General features: G+C 66.1%; 14 protein-coding genes and 1 pseudogene. 10 read left to right on the top strand and 5 right to left on the bottom strand.

All coding sequences use genetic code 11. The annotated features are described in order from the left end of the window. Positions 1–65 precede the first annotated feature (65 nt). The 3 genes and pseudogenes from CEK29_RS12565 to CEK29_RS12570 all read left to right on the top strand — a co-directional run bounded on the left by CEK29_RS12565 (position 66) and on the right by CEK29_RS12570 (position 6,794). Entirely contained in the window at positions 66–488 is a 423-nt protein-coding gene (locus CEK29_RS12565) for a YgiW/YdeI family stress tolerance OB fold protein (RefSeq protein WP_094800000.1), read from the top strand. Between the two features lie 366 nt (positions 489–854). Continuing rightward, positions 855–992, top strand: a pseudogene (locus tag CEK29_RS24185) (ESPR domain-containing protein); the annotation flags it as partial. Between the two features lie 42 nt (positions 993–1,034). Then, a complete protein-coding gene (locus CEK29_RS12570; protein ID WP_255176146.1) occupies positions 1,035–6,794 on the top strand; it encodes an AIDA repeat-containing protein in 5,760 nt (1,919 codons plus the stop codon). Positions 6,795–7,102: 308 nt separating this feature from the next. Here the strand turns inward: CEK29_RS12570 and CEK29_RS12575 are convergent, their stop codons facing one another. After that, complete coding sequence (locus CEK29_RS12575) at positions 7,103–8,725, bottom strand: NAD(P)-binding protein (RefSeq protein WP_094858305.1); 1,623 nt, start codon at positions 8,723–8,725, stop codon at positions 7,103–7,105. Then, positions 8,725–10,236 (bottom strand): polyamine aminopropyltransferase, encoded by a 1,512-nt coding sequence (locus tag CEK29_RS12580; protein WP_094799997.1) that lies wholly within the window; start codon positions 10,234–10,236, stop codon positions 8,725–8,727. Before CEK29_RS12580 ends, CEK29_RS12575 begins: the two co-directional genes overlap by 1 nt. A 73-nt stretch (positions 10,237–10,309) precedes the next feature. Between CEK29_RS12580 and CEK29_RS12585 the strand changes: the two genes are divergently transcribed. The 7 genes from CEK29_RS12585 (at position 10,310) to CEK29_RS12610 (ending at position 15,698) form a co-directional block, all read left to right on the top strand. After that, entirely contained in the window at positions 10,310–10,696 is a 387-nt protein-coding gene (locus CEK29_RS12585; RefSeq protein WP_094799996.1) for a DUF350 domain-containing protein, read from the top strand. A gap of 37 nt (positions 10,697–10,733) precedes the next feature. Next, the gene (locus CEK29_RS12590; protein WP_094799995.1) at positions 10,734–11,792 is read left to right on the top strand and encodes an SPFH domain-containing protein; all 1,059 of its coding nucleotides are present in this window, start codon (positions 10,734–10,736) and stop codon (positions 11,790–11,792) included. 16 nt (positions 11,793–11,808) lie between these two features. Then, on the top strand, positions 11,809–13,257 hold the full coding sequence (locus CEK29_RS12595; protein WP_094858306.1) for a DUF4178 domain-containing protein: 1,449 nt from the start codon (positions 11,809–11,811) through the stop codon (positions 13,255–13,257). Between the two features lies 1 nt (position 13,258). Beyond that, the gene (locus tag CEK29_RS23920) at positions 13,259–13,396 is read left to right on the top strand and encodes a hypothetical protein (protein WP_170948462.1); all 138 of its coding nucleotides are present in this window, start codon (positions 13,259–13,261) and stop codon (positions 13,394–13,396) included. Further along, complete coding sequence (gene speD / locus CEK29_RS12600) at positions 13,393–13,803, top strand: adenosylmethionine decarboxylase (RefSeq protein WP_094799993.1); 411 nt, start codon at positions 13,393–13,395, stop codon at positions 13,801–13,803. Before CEK29_RS23920 ends, speD begins: the two co-directional genes overlap by 4 nt. A 142-nt stretch (positions 13,804–13,945) precedes the next feature. Continuing rightward, positions 13,946–14,824 (top strand): FxLYD domain-containing protein, encoded by an 879-nt coding sequence (locus CEK29_RS12605; RefSeq protein WP_094799992.1) that lies wholly within the window; start codon positions 13,946–13,948, stop codon positions 14,822–14,824. Beyond that, positions 14,814–15,698: an FxLYD domain-containing protein gene (locus tag CEK29_RS12610; protein ID WP_094858307.1), complete on the top strand. Its 885-nt coding sequence runs from the start codon at positions 14,814–14,816 to the stop codon at positions 15,696–15,698. The genes CEK29_RS12605 and CEK29_RS12610 overlap by 11 nt, the downstream gene beginning before the upstream one ends. A gap of 34 nt (positions 15,699–15,732) precedes the next feature. Here the strand turns inward: CEK29_RS12610 and CEK29_RS12615 are convergent, their stop codons facing one another. The 3 genes from CEK29_RS12615 to CEK29_RS12625 all read right to left on the bottom strand — a co-directional run bounded on the left by CEK29_RS12615 (position 15,733) and on the right by CEK29_RS12625 (position 19,194). Continuing rightward, positions 15,733–16,110, bottom strand: a complete 378-nt coding sequence (locus tag CEK29_RS12615) for a hypothetical protein (protein ID WP_094858308.1) — start codon at positions 16,108–16,110, stop codon at positions 15,733–15,735. Between the two features lie 125 nt (positions 16,111–16,235). Then, positions 16,236–17,495, bottom strand: a complete 1,260-nt coding sequence (locus CEK29_RS12620) for a cation:proton antiporter (protein WP_094858309.1) — start codon at positions 17,493–17,495, stop codon at positions 16,236–16,238. A gap of 67 nt (positions 17,496–17,562) precedes the next feature. Further along, positions 17,563–19,194, bottom strand: coding sequence for an arylsulfatase (locus CEK29_RS12625; RefSeq protein WP_094858310.1), 1,632 nt, complete (start codon positions 19,192–19,194; stop codon positions 17,563–17,565). Positions 19,195–19,197 lie beyond the last annotated feature (3 nt).

The raw sequence follows: 19,197 nt of genomic DNA on the forward strand, positions 1-19,197 counted from the left end.
CTTCGGCGGGTCAAATGGGTTCTGTGTTCAACACTTAGTGCGCGATGAGCGCGAGGAGCCACACCATGTCCCAGTCCACGATCCGCAAGCCGTTCACCCGCACCCTGCTGGCCAGCGCCGCCATCGCCGGCGCGCTCGCCTTCGGCGGTGTGCATGCCCAGGGTTACACCGGGCCCAGCTCCGCGCAGCCTTCGGCCCAGCAAGGCTATGCGGGCCCCAGCTCGATTCCGGTCATGTCCGTCAAGGACGTGCTCGAGAAGGGCAAGGACGACCAGCACGCGATCCTGCGTGGCCGCATCGTGTCGCACGATGGCGATGACCACTACACCTTCGACGACGGCACCGGCAAGATCCGCGTCGATATCGACGACGACAAATTCCCGGCCGGCGTGAAGATCGACGACAAGACCCAGGTCGAGCTGCACGGCGAGATCGATGTCGAGCGCAAGGGTGTCGAGTTCGACGTGGACAAGATCCGCGTGATGTAAGCCCTTCGAATCACAGCACGGCGGCCCACCGCCGACACGCTGACCCCCGCAGTCCGGACGTCGTTCCGGGCTGCGGGGGTTTTTTCATGCCCGCCGCCTGCGCGTGGAGACACCGTCCGCGCCACGCTTCGCTGCCCTCGATCACCTCCGCGTGAGTTCGGGCAGTCGCGAAGGGTGTCATTTGGGCGAACGTCTCGTTCGGTGCGGTTTCCGTTTTAGAGCATCTTCTAAATCGTCGATCTGGCACGTATCTCAGAATTCCAGGAGCTATTGGCCGTCGAGACGACGCCATACGCATACCGCACGCCAGCCTGAGATCCCCGTCGATTTCAGGATGCTCTGACAATCCATCCGCAAAAGAAAACTATGGGCTTGAATCGAATTTATCGCGTCATCTGGAGTGTGGTGCGAGGAACATGGGTCGTCATCAGTGAAAACGGCCCCCGGCGAGGCAAGGCATCGAAGTCGGTGCGCACGGCTTCCAGCGTCGTCGGCGTGGCGCTCGGGTTGACGCTTCAGGCTGCGGCCCTCGCGCAGGACAGAACCGTGTCCGCGGGATCGACGGTGTCCGGAAGCGTCGTGTCGACGGGTGGGCAGATCGTGTTCGGCACCGCCAACAACACAACGCTGCGCGACGCCGGCAGCCAGGTCGTGTCCAACGGAGGCCAGGCGAACAATACGCAAGTCTCCTCGGGCGGCCGGCAGACCGTCAGCAGGGGCGGCACGGCCACGTCCACCACCGTCAGCGATGGCGGTATCCAGACGGTCGAGCGCGACGGTCAAGTCAGCAACACGCAAGTCTCATCGGGCGGTCAGGAGCGCGTGTATGACGGCGGCACGGCCACCTCCACGACCATCAACAGTGGTGGCAGCCAAGGGGTTTACGGTCGCGCCGACAACACGCGGGTGTCCTCGGGTGGCGCGCAGTCCGTCGAAGACGGGGGGCGTGCCACCTCCACCATTCTCCGCGATGGCGGGGTTCAAACGGTGCGTGGTTTGGGTCAGGCCACCGACACGCACGTGTCGTCGGGCGGCCAGCAGTTGGTCCGCGCCAGCGCTACGGTGAGCAACACGATCGTGTCCACGGGTGGCCAGCAAGTCGTGTCGTCTGGCGGCACGGCCGTCTCCACCACGGTGAGCAGCGGCGGTAGCCAGGGCATACAGAGGGACGGCGCGGCGAGCAACACGCAAGTGTCTTCCGGCGGCAACCAGACGGTGTCTTACGGTGGCCGGACCACGTCCACGACTCTGAAAGGCGGCAGCCAGGGTGTGCAGGGCGATGCCACCAGCACGCAGGTTTCCTCGGGTGGCACGCAGACGGTGTCTTCAGGCGGCACCGCTACGTCCACGACTGTCACCAGTGGCGGCGTCCAGGAAGTCGAGAGCGCCGGTCAGGCCAGCAACACGCAGCTGTCATCGGGTGGTGAGCAGTGGGTAAATGCCGGTGGCACGGCTACCTCCACGACCATCAATGGCGGTCTGCAAGATGTAAGGGGCCGGTCCGTCGACGCGCATATATCGTCGGGCGGCTCCCAGCGAATATTGCACTTCGGTCAAGCAATCAGTACGCGGGTCTCGTCGGGCGGCTCGCAGTTGGTATGGGCAGAAGGTCAGGCCAGCTACACGCAGGTGTCATCGGGCGGCGTGCAGGAGGTGCGGGACAGCGGCGCGGTTGCCACCTCCACGACCGTCAGCAGTGGCGGCCGCCAAACCGTGCAGAACAGCGGCCAGGCGAACAACACGCAGGTGTCGTCGGGTGGCGTGCAGACTGTCTCGTCTGGCGGCACGGCGACCTCCACGATCGTCAGCGATGGCGGCAGGCAGGGGGTCGAAAGCGGCGGTCAGGCGACCGACACGCAGGTGTCATCCGGCGGCGTGCAAACGGTGTCGTCCGGCGGCACCGCCACGTCCACGACCTTGAGCAATGGCGGCAGCCAGGGCGTGTCGGAAGGGGGCCAGGCCGATCGAACTCAGGTCTCCTCGGGCGGTAACCAGACGGTATCGTCGGGCGGCACGGCCACGTCCACAACGGTGAGCAATGGCGGCAGCCAGGGCGTGCAGGGCGGCGGTCGCGCCAGCGGCACGCAGGTGTCTTCGGGTGGCGTACAAACGGTCTCGTCCGGCGGTACGGCCACGTCCACAAACATTAGTAGCGGCGGCGGCCAGGGCGTGGAGGGCGGCGGCCAGGCCATTGGCACGCAAATATCCTCGGGTGGCAGTCAAACCGTGGGGGATGGCGGCACGGCCACGTCCACGACCGTGAGTAATGGCGGTAGTCAGGTGGTCTACGGTCAGGCCGACAACACGCTGGTGTTGTCGGGTGCGTCCCAGTCTGTTGGCAACGGCGGTTCCGCCACCTCCACCATCGTCCGCGATGGCGGTGTTCAAACGGTGACCGGCTTTGCCCAGACCTTCGACACGCACGTGTCATCGGGCGGCAGCCAATCGGTCGGGGCCAGCGCCCGGGTAAGCAACACGCAAGTGTCCACGGGTGGCGTGCAAACCGTGTCGTCTGGCGGCAGGGCCATGTCCACCACGGTAAGTAGCGGTGGTAGCCAAGGCATACAGGCCAATGGTCACGCCACCGGCACGCAGGTGTCTTCCGGCGGCGTTCAGACCGTCTCATCCGGCGGCGGGGCCACGTCGACGACGTTGAGCGACGGCGGCAGCCAAGGCGTGCAGAGCGGCGGCGCGGCCAACGAAACGCAAGTGTCTTCCGGCGGCAACCAGACCGTGTCGTCCGGGGGCCAGGCCATGTCCACGTCCGTGAAGCAGGGCGGAAGCCAGGGCGTGCAGGGCGGCGGCGCGACTAGCGACACGCAAGTGTCTTCCGGCGCTGTTCAGACGGTCTCGTCCGGCGGTCTGACCACGTCCACGGCGGTGAGCGACGGCGGCAGCCAGGGTGTGCAGAGCGGCGGCGTGGCGAGCAATACGCAGGTGTCTTCAGGTGGTACTCAGACGGTGTCGTCTGGCGGCACGGCGACGACAACGGTTGTCAACAGTGGCGGTAGCCAGGGTGTTCAGAGCGGCGGCGTGGCGAGCAATACGCAGCTGTCATCCGGGGGTAATCAGACGGTGTCGTCCGGTGGCCTGGCGACGTCCAACCTGGTCGGCGGCGGTAGCCAAGGGGTCCAGGGCGGTGGCACGGCCAGCGACACGTGGGTGTTCCAGAACGGTGTTCAAACGGTCTCGTCCGGCGGCACGGCCACGTCCACGGCGTTGATTGGCGGCGGCAGCCAGGAGGTGCAGAGCGGCGGCCAGGCGATCGCCACGCAGGTGTCTTCCGGCGGTATTCAAACCATTTCGTCGGGTGGCACGGCCACGTCCACGACCGTCAGCGATGGCGGCAGGCAGAGCGTGCAGAGCGGGGGCCAGGCGATCCACACGCGCGTGTCGTCCGGCGGTAGTCAAACCGTTGCGTCGGGCGGCACGGCCACGTCCACGACCGTCAGCGATGGCGGCAGGCAGATCGTGCAAAGTGGCGGCCAGGCGATCCACACGCACCTTTCGTCCGGAGGGCGTCAAAACGTGGGGTCGGGTGGCACAGCGACGTCCACTACACTCAGCGACGGCGGTCATCAGGACGTGGAGGACGGCGGCCAGGCGATCCATACGCAAGTGGGCTCGGGCGGTGGTGAAACTGTGTCGGCTGGCGGCACGGCCACGTCGACGACCGTCGGCGACGGTGGTAACCAAGCGGTTCACGGCCAGGCCAACAACACGCAGGTGTCATCGGGTGGCTCCCAATCGGTCGGAACCGACGGCACGGCCACATCCACCATCGTTGGCGCTGGCGGTGTTCAAAGGGTCGAAGGCTCGGGCCGGGCCATCGACACGCACGTGTCGTCGGGCGGTGTGCAGTCGGTCTGGGGCAGCGGCCACGTGAGCAACACGAACGTCTCCTCGGGGGGCATTCAACTCTTGGCGACGGGCGGGTCGGCTACGTCCACGACGATCAGTCAGGGTGGTAGCCAGCTCCTGGTCAGCGGCGCTCAAGCGAACGACACGCACGTGTCCTCCGGTGGCGTGCAAACCGTGTCGTCCGGCGGCTCCGCCAACGCCACGGTCGTGAGCATGGGCGGTAGCGCGGCGGTGCATGGCAGCGTCTCCGGCACGGAAATCCAGTCCGGCGGTGTTCAGTCGATCTCCGCGGGCGGTACGGCGACGGCCACGACGGTGTCCTCGGGTGGGTCGAACCTGGTGACGTCGGGCGGTCGAGCCGACAGCTCGCAGATCCATCAGGGCGGCGTGCAGTATGTGTCGTCGGGCGGCAGCGCCTACGACACCGATATCTACGACGGTGGCCGAGAGGAAATCCTGTCGGGCGGTTATGGGCCGCGCGCCACGATCCATTCGGGCGGCGTGCAGCGCGTGCACTCGGGTGGCCTCGACGAAGACAGCAAGATTCTCGCGGGTGGCCTGCAGCAGGTCGAAGGCCGGGTGAGCAACACCACGGTGCAGGGCCTGCAGCAGGTGTCGTCGGGCGGTCGTGCCGAGGCGAACACCGTCTCGAGTGGCGGCGTGGTCGACGCGCAGCCGGGTTCCGAGCTGGTGGACACCGTGCTGACCGGCGGCGGCAATGTACAGGCGCAGGACACCGTGCTGGCACAAAAGGCTTCGGCCGCGATTCAGGTGCAGGGCGACGCCAACACCGTCACACTGCGCGGCGCCACGCTGGCCGGTGACATCGACGTGGGCGGATCCGGCAACACCCTGATGCTGGAGTCCGAGACGCAGCTGGGCGAGTCCGTGCTGCGCGACACCACCAATGCCAACCAACTGACCGTGGGCGAGAAGCAGAAGCTGACTGCCTCCACGTCGGGCAGCGCGGGTGTGATCGCGGTGCAGGGCTGGAACAGGATCACGGCCGGCAGCGGCGGCGAGGTCGAACTCGGCGGGGATCTGGCGCTGCAAGGCAATGCGTCCACATTCACGGTGGCAAGCGGCGGTCTGATGAGCCTGATGCCGTCGTTGCGTGCCGCCGGGTTGAAAGCCGACACGCTCACCAACGATGGCACGGTGCACATCGGCGCGGACCAGACCCTGAAGGTCGCCGGCAACTACGTGCAGACCGCCAACGGCGTGCTGGACCTGGCCATGGTGGGCACCGCCGCGGGTCAGTACGGCGTGCTGGATGTGAGCCAGTCGGCCACGCTGGCGGCCGGCGCGGCCCTGAAGCTGAATCCGTCGACGGCGCCGCTCAAGCCGGGTGAGCGCTACAGCGGCTTCCTGCGCGCACACGGTGGGCTGAACGGCACCTACGGCGGTGGCTCGTATCGTGGCGTGAACTACTACATCGAGCGCAACGGCAACCAGCTCGATCTGGTCGTCACCGGGGCAAGCGGCCCGACGCTGTCGACGCCGCTCTTCGGCGGCAACTTCGCGCAGATGTCGCTCGAGCAGGCCCAGGCCAGCATGAGCGTGGTGCGCGATCGCATGAGCCGCATGTCGGGCCCCGCGTATCTCGGTACCAACGCCGCCAACACGGTGTGGATGACGCCTTACGGCGGCTGGTCCACGGGCTCGCAAGGTGCCGCCACGCCCGGCTTCGATCGCAAGGTCGGGGGCCTGGCGGTGGGCACCGACCGGGCGCTTGGCGACAAGACCCGGGTCGGCGCGGCGCTGCTGGTGCAGGGCGCATCGACCAAGGGCCGCGACAGCGCGACGGAAGATCGGGCCAGTGGCGCGAGCTATCAGCTCGCCGGCTACGCAAGCCACGACCTGGGCACGCTGGGCCGGATGTCGGTGATCGGCAAGGTGGGCCTGGACCGCAACAGCGCAAGCCGGCGCGACACGATCGGCGACGAGGCGCATGCCAAGTCGAACCCGAACGGGCGCACGGCCGTGCTGTCGCTGAACTACGAACGCGATCACCTGCTGGGCAAGCACACGGTTACGCCGTGGCTGGCGCTCGAGTATGGCCGCGCGGGCGTGGGCGCGTATCAGGAGCGCGGCGCGGGATGGTCCAACCTGAGCGTGGGCAAGCAGGATGCGCAGACACTGACGCCGCTCGTGGGGCTGAAGTATCGCTACGAGCTTGCGGACGATCAGCGCGTCACGGCCTACGGCGGCGTGGGCTACGACTTCCTGGCCAGGAAGCCCGAGCTCGACGCCAGGGACGCAGCCGGCGCCTCCTTCTCGGTAAACGGTGCACAGCCGGGCAGGGTGGTCACGCGCTTCGGCCTGGGCTACGAGATGCAAGGGCCGGGCGCCTCGCAGATCCGCATCAGCCAGGACTACGCGGGCAAGTCGGACCGTGGAGATTACTCGCTCAATCTGAACGTGGCGATCCCGCTGAGCAAGTAGTCGAGGGCACGCAGGCCTCCCCGATGTTGGGGAGGCCCGCTAGTCTGTGGCGAGGCCTCCTCATTTTTGGGGAGGCCTCGTTCTTTTGGAGAGGTCTGCCTGTTCTGGAGAGGTCTGCCTGTTTTGGGGAGAGCGTGCTTGAAGAGAGACCGATCGCGTCGAGCAGAACCGTCCACCAGCCGCGCCTGTCGGGCCGTCGCGCGCCGGCTAGGCCATGCGGATCGGATTGCGGTTGTGGGGCTAGTCCGGAGGGCCTTCGGGCTACGCCCGCGTCTGTGCGGTTGGCCCGGCGACGGCGAATGCCCGGATCAGCTCAGCAATCGCTGCGCGGCCGCGACACCCCACCACGCAGCTTCCTCGAACACCGAGTAGCCCGACAGATCGGCATGGGCGAACAGCACCGTGCCGTCCACGTCGCGTAGCGCCGCCAGCCCCGGGTTCGACAGATAACCCGGCACCGGGATGGCCATGGCGTGGCCGCGCGCCGTGATCTCCAGGGATTCGACCTCGCGCCAAAGATCGTCGCCGTAGGCGGTGAGCAGATCCACGGCGGCCGCGTCGCGCAGCGCGTCGGGATCGGCCTCGAGCAGCCATTGCCGCGCCTGCGTGGGCCCAAGGCGTGACAGCGCATGGTAGGCCGTGAACACCGTGCGCGGGGATGGGGCGACCCGCAGCAGCTGATGGGTGGACACGACGTAGCCCAGCGCCTGCCCGCGATACACCACGTTGTCCCAGGCGAGCGATTCGCCCGGCTGCTCGGCCGGGTAGCCCTTCATGATGAAGTTCGATACCAGCCAGGCCGCGTGCGGGCTGGCGTGCGCACGCGCGTCGTAGCCCCACTCGCGCAGATCGGGCAACACGCGTGCCGCCACCGCGAGCGGCATGGCGCACACCACGCGGCGGGCCGCGATCTCGCTGGCGCCACCGTCGGCCACACAATGCACGCGCGCGCCCGGGGCCGTGAGCCGGACCCGCGCGGCCAGGCCGCCGACCAGCCAATCGGCATGGCCGAGGCGGGCGGTGATGGCCTCGCGCAGCTGGTGCACCAGCGGGCCGAGCCCGCCCGGCCAGGTCAGTACCGCGCCGCCCGCGGCGTTGGCGGCGTGGCCGTCGCGGCTGGCAAAGTAGTGCAGTCCGGCCCAGGCCGAGACGGTGTCGGTGCCCGCGCCGTAGTCGTCGCGGCAGCAGTAGTCGAGGTACCAGCGCAGCGCGGGCGAGCGGTAGCCCTCGCGATCGAGCCAGTCATCGAAGCGCAGCGTGTCGAGCGCGCGCCAGGCGGGATCCGTTGAGGACGCAACCAGCGGCACCGCGAAGAGGCGGCGGCCGTCGTTGCCGCGCGTGGTCCGCAGGCGCTCGACCAGCGCCTCGAAGCGGTGATGCTCGGCCAGGTGCTCGGGCGGCAGGCCGGTCATGGGCAGCAGCGCGTCTTCCCAGCGGCCATCTCGCAGCAGGCGCTCTTGTGGCGAGTGCACCAGCACGCGCTCGTCGTAATAGGGCCTCGCGCCCTGAGCGTCGCGCTCGATCAGCCTGAAATCGGCCAGCATCTCGCGCACATGGGTGGATTCGCGCGAGGGCAGGGGCAGGTAGTGGGCGCCGCGCGGATAGGCGAGGCCGTTGCGTTCGCCCGCGTTGGCATTGCCGCCGAACTCCGGCCCCGCCACCACCACGAAGTCGCGCCGGCCTTCGCGCGCCAGCTTCCAGGCGCAGGCGAGCCCCGCCACGCCGGCGCCCAGAATGGCCACCCCGGTGTCGCGCGTGCCGCTTGCGGCTGGCAGCGGCGCGCCATCGCGCAGCGCGTGGCCGGCCTCCATGCCGGGATAGCGCAGCTCGGGCTGGGCGCGTATTACCCGGCGCTGGTGCCAGCCCAACGCACCGCCCAGGCCCACGGTGGCCGTCCACGCCGCACCCAGCAATAACGTGCGGCGCTGCATCAGCGGATGACCTTGCGCCAGTCTTCGTCGAAGTAGCGCACCAGCGATTGCTCGTTGAGCCGGTTGGGCGGCATGGCGAGGCGCGGCATGTCGGCCGGGAAGTGGAACAGCTCGCGGGTGGTGGTGGGGTCGAGATAGCGGGTGGCCACGGGCAGACGCTCGGGCACCGTGTAATCGTCGCGTTTGCCGGCCAGGATGAAGCCCCAATCACCGAACGAGGGCACGTAGGCGTGATACGGCCAGGTGTGCAGACCCGCTTCCTTCAGGGTGGCGTCGATGCTCCAGAACGAGCGCGGCGCAAAGTAGGGCGAGGTGGACTGCACCACCATATAGCCTTTCTCGGCGAGGTGACGTGTCATCAGGTGGTAGACCGGCACCGAGTACAGCCGGCCCAGGCCGAAGTTCGACGGATCCGGAAAATCGACCACGATGAAGTCGTAGATGTCGTTGTGCTCTTCGAGCCAGCGGCCGGCGTCGGTGTTGATCACCGTGACCCGCGGATCTTTCAGCGCGCCCTGGTTCAGGGCCACCAGCGGCTCCGAGCGGGAAAACAAGCCCGTCATGGACGGGTCGAGGTCGACCAGGGTGACGTGCTCGATGCCGGGGTATTTGAGCACCTCGCGCAGCGCGAGGCCGTCGCCGCCGCCCAGGATCAGGACACGGCGCGCCCAGGGCAGGGCGGCCAGACCCGGATGCACGAGAGACTCGTGATAGCGATGTTCGTCACGAGACGAAAACTGCAGGTTGCCGTTGATGTAGAGCCGCATGTCGTCGTGCCAGCGCGTGACCACCAGGCGCTGGTAGGGCGTGGTCTCGGCGTGGATCACGTCATCGCCGTACAGGCCTTTTTCGGCCCAGGTCGTCATGTGGCCGGAGTACAGCAGGCCCAGACCGAGCAGGCCCAGCACGATGCTGGCGCGCAGCGCACGCGTGCCCGGGCGGCGCACCTCGCTGCGGAACAGCCAGGTGGTCCAGAGCGCCACGCCGGCATTGAGCATGCCGAACAGGAACGAGGTGCGCAGCAGACCCAGGCGCGGTGCGAGCAGCAGCGGAAACACCAGCGAGACGGCCAGTGCGCCGAGATAATCGAAGGTGAGGACGCGGCTGACGATGTCGCGGAACTCGGCCTTGCGCTGGTTGAAGACCCGCATCACGAGCGGAATCTCCATGCCCACCATCAGGCCGATCAGGAACACCCCCGCATAGAGCGCGGTGCGAAACGGCGCCGCCATCCAGGCATACACGATGAAGAGCGCCGCGGCGGAGACCCCGCCGATCAAGGCGACCAGCAGCTCCACGTCGATGAAGCGCTCGAGCACCTGATCCTCGGGAATATACTTGGACAGCCAGGACCCCACGCCCATGGCGAACAGGTAGCAGCCGATGACGGACGAGAACTGCAGGATCGAGTCGCCCAGCAGATAGCTGGCCAGCGCGCTGCTGACGAGCTCGTAGCCCAGGCCGCACGAGGCGACGATCAATACCGAAAGAATAAGAACGCGGTCGCGCATGGGGGTGTCCGTGACAAGTGGCCGCAGTATATCGAACGAGGCGATATACTTCGGCGACTCTTTGGGGAGAACTATGCATCCTGCATTGGCATACCTGCTCTACATCGTGACCGGCCTGCTCATGCTGGGCCTCTTCAGCGTCATCTACACGGCGGTCACCCGACATAAAGAGTTCGACCTCATCCGCGAGGGCAACCTGGCCGCGGCGCTGTCCTTTGCCGGAGCGCTGATCGGCTTCAGCTTCACGGTGGGCGTGGGCATCGCGGTGCACGCCACCTTCACGATGTTCCTGGTCTGGGGCGTGGCCGCCATGGCCGTGCAGATCGTGGTGTATGCCGGCCTGAGCTTCTGCGTGCGCGGCATGAACCAGGCCATCGAAGAAAACAATCTCGCCATGGGCGCACTGCTCGGCGCCAGCTCGCTGGCGGCCGGGGTGGTCAATGCGGGCTGCCTGACCTGAACCGCCTCACTCGAGCGCAACACGCAGGAGAATCGACATGAGCCTGGGCTCTTTCATTCGCAAGCAATTTATCGACATCCTTCAATGGAATGAGGATCGCGAGGGCGTACTTGCCTGGCGCCATCCCATGGAGGATTTCGAAATCCAGTATGGCGCCAGCCTGACCGTGCGCGAGTCGCAGATGGCGGTGTTCGTGAACGAAGGCAAGGTGGCCGACGTGTTCGGCCCCGGCATGTACAAGCTCACGACCCAGACCCTGCCGGTGCTCACGTACCTGAAGAACTGGGACAAGCTGTTCGAGTCGCCCTTCAAGTCGGATGTGATCTTCTTCAGCACCCGGCTGCAGCTCGGCCGGCGCTGGGGCACGGCGCAGCCGATCACGGTGCGCGACGCCGAGTTCGGCATGGTGCGCGTGCGCGCGTTCGGCGTGTACTCGTATCAGATCGCCGATCCGGGCCTGTTCTATCGCGAGATAAGCGGCACGCGCGACGTCTACACCGTGGACGATCTCGAGGCGCAACTGCGCAACATGGTCGTGGCCGCCATGACCACGGCGCTGGGCAGCTCCGGCGTGCCGTTCATCGACATGGCCGCCAATCAAGGGCAGATGTCCGAGCGCATCGCGGCGTCGCTGGCGCCGCTGTTCGAGCGCTATGGCGTCAAGCTCGACAACTTCACCGTCGAAAACGTCTCCCTGCCCGAGGAGCTTCAAAAGGCGCTGGACACGCGGATCTCGATCGGCATGTCGGGCGACCTGGGCAAGCTGACGCAGTACCAGACCGCCAGCTCGATCCCGCTGGCCGCGCAGAACGAGGGCGGCATCGCCGGCATCGGCGCCGGTCTGGCGGCGGGCGCCGCGCTCGGCCATACGATGGCGCAGGGCCTGGGGCAGGCCGTTGCGCCTGCAACCATGCCCGCCAATCCGGCGGCAGCGCCGGCCGCGGGCGCGGCCGCAGGCGCCGCCGCGGGTGCCGCGACGCAGGCCGATCCGGTACAGCGTCTGCAGCAGCTCAAGGCGCTGGCCGATCAGAATCTGATCACGGCGGCCGAGTACGACGCGGCCAAGGCCGAAATCCTGAAAAAGCTCACGAGCTGAGGCGGCGGACGACCCGATGCAGCAGGTTCTGTGTCCGCAGTGTGGCGCGCCGGTCAGCTTTCTGTCGGCCGCGTCCGTCATGGCCGTGTGCGGGGCCTGCCGCAGCACGCTGCTCAAAGATGCCGACAGCGTGCGGCGCATCGGCGAGGTCGGCGAGCTGCTCGAAGACTACAGCCCGCTGTGCCTCGGCGCGGCGGGGTCGTTCGAGCGCCGCCGCTTCACGATCGTGGGGCGCATTCAGCTGCGCTACGAGGCCGGCTTCTGGAACGAGTGGTATCTCTGGTTCGACGACGGCAGCGATGGCTGGCTGTCGGATGCCAGCGGTCAGTATGCGATCACGCATCAACGCCGCGCCCAGATGCGCCAGCCCGTGCCCGCGTTCGACGCGATCGCGCCGGGCTCCGAGTTCAAGCTCGATGGCCAGCGCTTCGTGGCGGCGGATATCCGCACCTGCCACGCGACCTCGGCCGAAGGCGAGCTGCCGTTCGCGTTCGCCGGCGGCTGGCAGGCCAAGGTGGCCGACTTCCGCAGTATCGACGCCTTCCTGACGCTGGATTATTCCGACGGGCCGGCCGTGATCTACGTGGGCAAGGCCTACGATCTGAAGCTCATGGATCGCGCCACGCTCAAGACGCGCGATCAGGTGCTGGAGCGCGCCAGCCGTGTGCGTGGCGCCGTCACGGCCCTGGCCTGCCCGAACTGCGGCGGCCCGATCAGCATCGTGACCGCGATGGCGACCCAGGTGGTGTGCCCGAGCTGCGGCTCCACCGTGGACTGCGCGGGCGACACGGCCTACGTGATCGCCCAGAAGAAGAAGGTCGACCGCATCGAGACTACGCTCAGGCTCGGGCAGACGGCCACCATCGACGGGGCCGACTACACGCTGATCGGCTTGCTCAAATGCACCGACCCCGATCCGGAAGACGGATCGTCCTGGGTCGAGTACCTGCTGTATTCGGTGGAGGCGGGCTTTCTGTGGCTGGTGGAGTCCGACGAGGGCTGGGACCGGGTGCGCGTGTGCGACACCTGGCCCGCGCACGCCGGCAAACACATGCGCTACAACAACGTGATCTACGGCAAGCGCTGGGACTACATCTCGCGCGTGGATGTCGCGCTGGGCGCCTTCAACTGGCGCGTCAGGGTCGGCGACCAGACCAAGATCACCGACTACCAGTCGAGCAAGGGCGCGGGTCTGTCGAGCGAACTCGCGGACAACGAACTGGGCTGGTCGGCCAGCCAGCGCGTGAGCGGCGCCGATCTCGCCAAGTGGTTCAAGCAACCGGAGCTGGCCAAGCTGTCCAGCGCCCGTTCCGAGAGCAAATGGAGTTACTCGTCGCTGGCCCTGCTGGCGTCGATCTTTTTGGTGCTGTCCAACGATAACGGCACGGGCAGCGCCATCGCAGGCCTGTTTTTCCTGTGGGCGCCTGCGCTCATCGCCGAAAAACTGAGCGGAGCCGGAGACTGACATGGGACGCTTCTTCTACACCGTCTATGCGGTCATCGTCATCATCATCTCGAACGGCGTGGGCTCTTCGGGTGGCGGTAGCACCTGGGGCACCAGCTCGAGCCACTCCGGCTGGTCATCGAGCGGATCGCACAAATGAGCCTGGAACCCGACGCTCTGGCAGCCGGGCGACCGGCGGCGGGCCGGCATCCGACGCGCGGCCATCATCTGCTGGCCGATCTGGACGGCATCGCCCCCGCGGTGCTGGCCGACGCGGCCCGGCTCGAGGCGGTGCTCATCGCCGCCGCGCGCGCGGCGGGCGCCCACGTGCTGGGCGCGCATTTCCATGGTTTCGACGACGGCACACCGGCCAACGCCGGGGCGGGCGTGACGGGCGTGGTGATCCTGAGCGAATCGCACATCAGCATCCACACCTGGCCCGAGGTGGGCTATGCGGCGCTCGACGTGTTCATGTGCGGCGCGGCCGACCCGCGCCTGGCGCTGGCGCACGTGCGCGAGGCGCTGGCCGTCGGCGACGCGCGGGTCACGCTGGTCGAACGCGGCTGAGCCGGACCCGGGCAGCGCCTCGTCATGCCTGGTAATAAATGGATGCGCTCGTACGCCTGATGCACGCCGGGCGCACGGTATTCTTCCGTCCCTGTTCAGACTTCCGCACGGTGCGCCACCGCGTGCCGCTCACGTACGTCCCATGGCGTCCAAGTCCACCACCATCAATACCGTCACGCTGACCTGCTCGGCGTGCGGCAGCAGCGCGTTCACCAAGATCGCGCTCAATGAGTACCGCTGCAATCACTGCCATGCGACCACGCTGGTGGAAGACGACGTGGCGCAGCGCCTCGAAAAAATCCTGCGCGGCATCCAGCAACCGGCCCAGCCGCAGCGGCCGCACCCCGCCGTGCTGCTGACGATCGCGCTGGTCGTGGCGGCGATCTTTCTTGTGCCGCTGCTGATCGGATTGATGGGCCGCGACGTGGTGCCCGAGCCGCCGCCCCTCGAAACCGGGATCGACGCGAGCCTGGTGCGCCTGAGCGCCGCGCAGGACGTGAAGGTCAACGGCCGCTCGTATCTGCTGCTCACGGTGCGCAACGAAGCCGGGCAGAAGATCGATGCCCCGCGCGTGACGGCCACCTTCCGGCAGGGCGAGCTCACGCTGGGTTCGCGTTCCGATTCGCCGCTGGCGCGCACCTTGCAGCATGGTGAGTATTCGCCGGTGCTGATCATGCTGCCTTCGGACCCGTACGACGCGTACACCCTGTCGGTGGCCGAGCCGCGCGCGGCGCGCAAGGAGCAGATCGATGTGCGGACCAGCAAAGTGCAGTTGGTGCGCAACGACGGCAGCTATCGTCTGGTCGGGCTCGTCACCAACCACGCCAGCGGCGTCGCCGGCTCGATCCAGATCAGCGTCATGCTGTACGACGAGGATGGCCGCGTGATCGGTACGGGTAGCGGTTATGCCACGGCCAATCAGCTGGCGCCGCAGGCCAGCACGTCGTTCGATGTGCGGTGCGACATCTATCACGAGGCGCGCATCGCCTCCTATGACTACATGGTGCAGAGTGAAAACTGACCGCCGCGCCGCCAAGCCCGCCGTGCGCGTGATTGCGGGCATTCTCGGTCTGGCCTTGCTCGGAGGCGGGGCGTACGCCTGGTGGCGCATGCAGACGCCGCCGCCCGCCGTGGAAGCCGCGCCGGTGCCGACCGCGGCCGAAGCGCAACCGGAAGCACCGCGCACGCGCATCGTGCGCGTGGACCCAGCCAACGTGCGCGTGGTCGACGACCTGCGCCTGACCACTGCCGAGCTGCTGGACGATAACTTCGCGCTGTTCGACAGCAGCCAGCTCGTGCTCGACAACCCGCGCCGGATGGAGGACGAGATCGGCCGGGCGCTGCTGTTTGCCGAGGTGGTCAATCGCAGCGACGAGTACATCGCCGTGTCGCCGCAGTTGCGCGTGGCCGTGTTCGACGGCGCGCAACCGCTCAACCTGCGGCTCGACAGCGCGCTGCCGGCATTGCTCTATCCGGGCGAGCGCATCCCGGTGCAGTTCGTGGGCCGCGATTTCGCGCGGTTCACGGAGATCAAGACCGACTGGAAGCCCGCCCGGCGCGCGCCGCTGCCGGGCGCGCGTCCCGCGCTCGACGTGAGCGTGGACAAGACCGAAGCCGGCATCGGCACCGGCACGCTGAACTTCACCTACCGGTATCGATACAAGTACGTGACCGTGCAGGGCAGGGTGCGCAACACCGGCGACGCCCCGGTCGAGCAGGTGCGGGTGTGGATCGGGCTCTACGACGCGCAGGATCGACTCACCGGCACCCGTTCGGAAACGCTGCGCCTGCCCCGGCTCGCGCCGGGCGAGAGCGCGCCGTTCGAATACGACGTAAAGCAGTTCGGCGCGAATTTCACGCGGGTGTCGGTGCTGTACGACGTGCCGGCGCGCTAGGGCGGCGGGCCGGTCGAATCGCGAAATTCAGTCATCAATGACTACTTGCCTTCCAGCCACCGTCGGGTTGGCGGCAGAACCAGAAAGACCAGTTTTCTTTGCCGCCGCTTTGTTCGAAATGAGCTTGGAGGAAGCGGCACTTGTCAGCCTTCTCCGTTTGCGACGTTTGTCTGGGGGTCAGGGTGACGCTGATTGGCGTCCCGCGGCGGGGCGGCGAGCTCGTCCAGGTCGTCGTTTGGCCGTCAGCGGAGTCATTCAGCGCCTGCGCCACTGCGGACCTGAAGCCGGCCCGATCCTGCTTCGGAATGTTGTTGATGATGGTGTAATTCAGAAAGGTCGTGGGTGCTGCGAAGCTGAGCGAGCTTGCGCCTGCAGCGAGCAGGATGCCGGCAAGTAATCGGGTACTGCGCATCTTTCTCTCCTTTGCGTAGAGACGACTATGGTTCGCTCGGATGAGCGAGAGTTGATCGGGATGGCCTGCGCGATGCCACTTGCTGGTCATGCTCAAAGCCGAATCGGGACGAGACATCACTCGGATCAGGGGCTCAAGCGCGAGGATGGCGGCGGCCCTCCCGTCTCGACGGCGGTGGGGTGGACCCGGCATTCCCTGCCAAATCTTTGCGTCAGCAACGGTGCGCACAGAGAACTCAGCACGACGAGCATCAGCACGACGTTCAGAAGTGACTCATCCAGCAGAGGGGCTCCCGTGGGGCTCAGCGTGCGATAAGCCACCGTCGCCGCAGCCAATGTGGCGGCCACCTGCGGCAACGTGAGACTCCAGACCAGCATGACGTCCGCCGTTTCGTAGCGGAACATGGGGCGTAGCGCGAACGCAGCAAGCCCCTTGCCCACGACCAGGGCGAAAAGCAGACCGAACGCAAGCAGCGGTTGGCGGACGAAGGTCATCAGTGCATCGATGGGATGCAATAGCATGCCGGTCGTCATGAAGAATGCGGGAATCAGGAACGTGTCGCTGATCAACTTCATCACGCCCGCATTTCTGGACTCAGGTGCCGCCTGCCGGACGGCAATCCCCGCAAGAAATGCGCCAACGATTCCGTCCAGGCCGAACAGCTCGGCCGCCTGGCTGGCCACGGCAACCGCGAGAAAGAAGACGATGATTCTCGACTCGTCGCGCTTCATGCGCGCCAGAATCCTGCGCAAGAGCCAGGGGCCGCCCACGACGACCGCCGGTATGAAGAACGCGATCTGCAGCACCTGCAATTCAATTGCGGCGATCGAGAATCCCCGCTCATGGGTGATCAGGCACATCGCCAGCACGAGCATGGCGGCCACGTCCGTGAATACGGTGGCACCGCAAGCCACCATGACGCTCACGCGCTGACTCAGACCGAGGCGATTTACGACGGGATAAGCCAGGAGCGTATGCGAGGCGATGAGTGATCCGATCAACAAGGCGGCATTGACGCTGTATCCCGCGGAGCGCGCGATCCCGTAGCCCAGACCCATGGGCAGCGCAAATGTCAGAACGCCAAAAAGCAGAACCTGAGCCTTGGCCCGGCGCAACAGGGCGAAATCGATGTCGTATCCGACAAAAAAGAGCAGCAACGCCACCCCCAACTCTGCCGCCAGCTCCGCGATCGGCATCTCCGGCTGAAGCAGATTGAAGCCGGAAGGTCCTAGCAGAAATCCCATCACCAGAAATCCCAGCACGCCCGGAATTCGCAGGCGTTCGCATAGCAGTGGCAGGATGAGGAAAAAGAGCAGCCAAAGGACGAATCGCGTGAACGGGGCCAGCTGCAAGAACATGTCTACCGCGGCTTGTGTCCAGGTCATGGGGATAGTCCATCTGTTCGTCGAAGCAGGAAGACGAGCGAGGTAAACCCCGCTCGTCTTCGGGCCGTTACTTGCCTTGCTTCTTGGCTTGGTCTTCGAAGTACTGCTCGACCTTTCGATCGACCTCTTCCTGTATCTGATCGACGCTGAAGCTGGCGGGTCGTTGGCTGGGCGGCCATTCGACAAAGGTTTGCAGGAACTCCGCAGACTTCATCGATGCAGCCAGCACGAGATAGTCGTTCTTCACCAGCCAGTCGTAGTATTGGTTGGATACGACATCAGCCCGCTCGAACGGGTCCATGCGCAGGTTGTAGAGCTTGGGCACCCGCAAGCACACGAAGGGATCCTTCCATACTGCAAACCCCCCGGGCGCCTGCTGCTCGCAGAAGACGGCCTTCCAATCTCCGTAGCGCATGGCCACCAACATGCCATCGTCGTTGAAGTAGTAGAAGTCGTTTCGAGCACTTTTATCGCTCTTGCCGGTCAGGTAATCGAGCTGGTTATAGCCATCGAGGTGAACTTTGAAGCTTCTATTCGCCCCATTCGGCGTCCATCCCTTGAGCAGCCTTTCCTTGACGTCGGTGTCGCCCACTGCCGCGAGCAGGGTGGGAAACCAGTCAAGCCCGGAGATGATGCCGTCCTTGATCTGGTCCGCAGGAACCTGGCCCGGCCAGCGGATGATGGCCGGGACCCGGTACGCACCTTCCCAATTCGAGTTCTTCTCGTTTCGGAAGGGTGTCGTGGCGGCGTCAGGCCAACTGAACTGATTAGGCCCGTTGTCGGTGGTGTAAATGACGATCGTGTTGTCGGCGATGCCCAGGTCGTCGAGCTTTTTCAGCAGCTTTCCAACGTCCTGGTCATGCTCCCACATGCCATCCGCATAGTCGTTGCCTGGCATGCCACTTTTGCCTTTGTGCGCGTCGCGGATGTGGGTGTAGACGTGCATGCGCGTGGTGTTCATCCAGACAAAGAACGGCTTTTCACCCTTGCCATGCTTGTCCAGATAGTCCAGCGCAGCGCCGACGGTCTCGTCGTCGATCGTCTCCATGCGTTTCGATGTCAGGGCACCGGTGTCCTCGATTTTCCCGTCTGCGGACGCCTTGATGACGCCGCGAGGCTTGGGAATGTTTACGCCCGAAGAGTCTTTGGGCCAATAGGGGCGCTCGGGCTCTTCTTCGGCATTCAGGTGATAGAGATTGCCGAAGAATTCGTCAAAACCGTGCTTGGTGGGCAGATACTCATCGCGGTCCCCCAGGTGGTTTTTACCGAACTGAGCGGTGTTATAGCCATGGGATTTGAGCGCTTGCGCGATGGTGATGTCGCGGTCTTGCAGTCCCACCGGCACGCCCGGCATGCCGACCTTTGAGAGACCCGTGCGCCGGGGCACCTGACCGGTGATGAAGGTGGACCTGCCCGCCGTGCAGCTGTTCTCAGCGTAATAGTCCGTGAACCGTGTGCCTTCTTTGGCTAGCCGGTCGATGTTCGGCGTCTTGTAGCCGACCACGCCGCCGCCATACACGCTGATATTGGTCTGGCCGATGTCGTCACCGAAGATCACCAGGATATTGGGCTTCTTTCCGTTGCTTTGAGATTGTTGGGGTTTGGACTGAGCACTTTGAGTCTGGGCGCTTGCGCCGCTCATGAGTGCAAGCCCGCTGGCGGCAAATAGTGCCGCCCTCAACCATTTCCTTGCCTTCATCAC

This window comes from Bordetella genomosp. 5, assembly GCF_002261475.1.
GTDB lineage: Bacteria > Pseudomonadota > Gammaproteobacteria > Burkholderiales > Burkholderiaceae_B > Bordetella.